At 62.5% G+C, this 1,891-nt stretch carries 1 protein-coding gene and 1 pseudogene; both read right to left on the reverse strand.

Going from position 1 to position 1,891, the window contains the following annotated elements; genetic code table 11:
• Positions 1–1,488 (reverse strand): elongation factor G (fusA, locus tag WAL33_RS16695; protein WP_422182650.1); only part of this gene is annotated, 1,488 nt, incomplete at its 3' end.
• A gap of 163 nt (positions 1,489–1,651) precedes the next feature.
• Positions 1,652–1,891 (reverse strand): annotated as a pseudogene (locus WAL33_RS16700) (30S ribosomal protein S7); the annotation flags it as partial.

Here is a 1,891-nt window from a genome sequence, read left to right on the forward strand (position 1 = left end):
ATAAGAGACCTGGTGCCGGCCGACGTGCGCCTGGACGCCGAATTCCCGCTGCATCCGGTCCACAAGCACCTCGAGGTGCAGCTCGCCCATGCCGCTGATCAGCGTCTGCCCGGTCTGCTCGTCCACACGGATGCGGAAGGTCGGATCTTCCTCGGCCAGCCGCTGCATCGCGTTGGCGAGCTTGTCCTGGTCGGCCTTGGTTTTCGGCTCGACTGCCACCGAGATCACCGGTTCGGGGAACTCAATCGGGTCCAAAATGATCGGCGCGGCCGGATCACACAACGTTTCCCCGGTGAAGGTTTGTTTGATGCCGACGATGGCGCCGATGTCGCCGGCGCGCAGCTCGGTCACATCTTCGCGCTTATCGGCGTACACCTTCACCAGCCGGCCGAGGCGCTCCTTGCGATCCTTCGTGGTGTTAACCAGGGCCTGCCCGCTCTGAAGCACGCCGGAATAGACGCGCACATACCCCACTTTGCCCATGTAGGGGTCGGTCTGAATCTTAAAGACCAGCGCGGCCACCGGCGCAGCGGGATCGGGCGCACGGGTTTCGTCTTCGCCGGTATCCGGGTTGATCCCATGCACGGCAGCGATGTCCAGGGGAGACGGCAGGTAATCCACCACCGCATCCAGCAGCAACTGCACGCCCTTGGTCCGCAGCGACGACCCGCACAGCACCGGGACAAGTTTGCTGGAAATAGTTGCTGCGCGCAGCGCTGCCCGCAGCTCGGTTTCGTCAATCGGCTCTTCTTCCAGGTACTTCGCGGTCAACGCCTCATCGGTTTCGGCAATCCGCTCGACCATGGTCGCCCGCGCCTGCTCCACCTGCTCGACCAGATCCTCCGGCACAGGCCCGCTTACCGGATTCATTCCGAGCGATTCGGGGAAAGTCCAGGCCGTGCGCGTGATCAGATCAATCATCCCCTGATACAGGGTTTCCTGGCCGATGGGAATCTGAATGGCGACGGGATTGGCGCCGAGACGCGTGCGGATCATGTCCACGGTGCGCCAGAAGTCGGCGCCGGAGCGGTCCATTTTGTTGACGAAGCAAATGCGCGGCACACCATAACGGTTTGCCTGCCGCCACACCGTTTCCGATTGGGGTTCCACACCGGCCACCGCATCGAAGACCACAACGCCGCCGTCCAGCACTCTGAGGCTGCGCTGCACTTCCGCGGTGAAGTCAATGTGGCCGGGTGTGTCTATCAGGTTGATCTGGTAATCGCGCCACTCGCTGGTGATGGCGGCAGACTGAATGGTAATGCCGCGCTCGCGCTCCTGCACCATCCAGTCGGTGACTGTGGTGCCCTCATCGACGTTTCCCATCCGGTACGTCTTGCCGGTGTAGTACAAGATGCGCTCGGTGGTGGTGGTTTTGCCCGCGTCGATATGGGCGATGATGCCGATGTTGCGCAATCGCCGAAGGCGGAGCTCGTCAGATGTGCCCGCAAGGTCATTGCGGGCGGTTGTAGTCGCTTTTGCGGGCATTTCCAATCAGCCTATGGGACAAAAACCCTCCCGCCGCCCGATGAATCTGACGCCTCACCAGAACCAGTCCCAATGAGACGCCCTTCAGCGGAAAGCGCCAGCGGCGCCGTCGGCGGGAGGGATCAAGTCGCTAGAAAAAAGGGTGGGCAGCGTCCTGGTTAGCCTACCACCGGTAATGGGCGAAGGCGCGGTTCGCCTCGGCCATCTTGTGCGTATCTTCCTTCTTCTTGATGGTGTTACCCTGGTTCTGGTACGCATCCATCAATTCGCCGGACAGTTTGTCGACCATGCTCTTGCCGGGGCGCTTGCGCGCGCTCTGCAGCAGCCAACGCAGGGCCAGCGCCAGACGGCGATCCTCACGGATCTCCATCGGCACCTGGTAGGTGGCGCCGCCGACGCGGCG

Source organism: Caulobacter sp., assembly GCF_049283275.1.
In the GTDB taxonomy this organism is placed as follows: domain Bacteria; phylum Pseudomonadota; class Alphaproteobacteria; order Caulobacterales; family Caulobacteraceae; genus Caulobacter.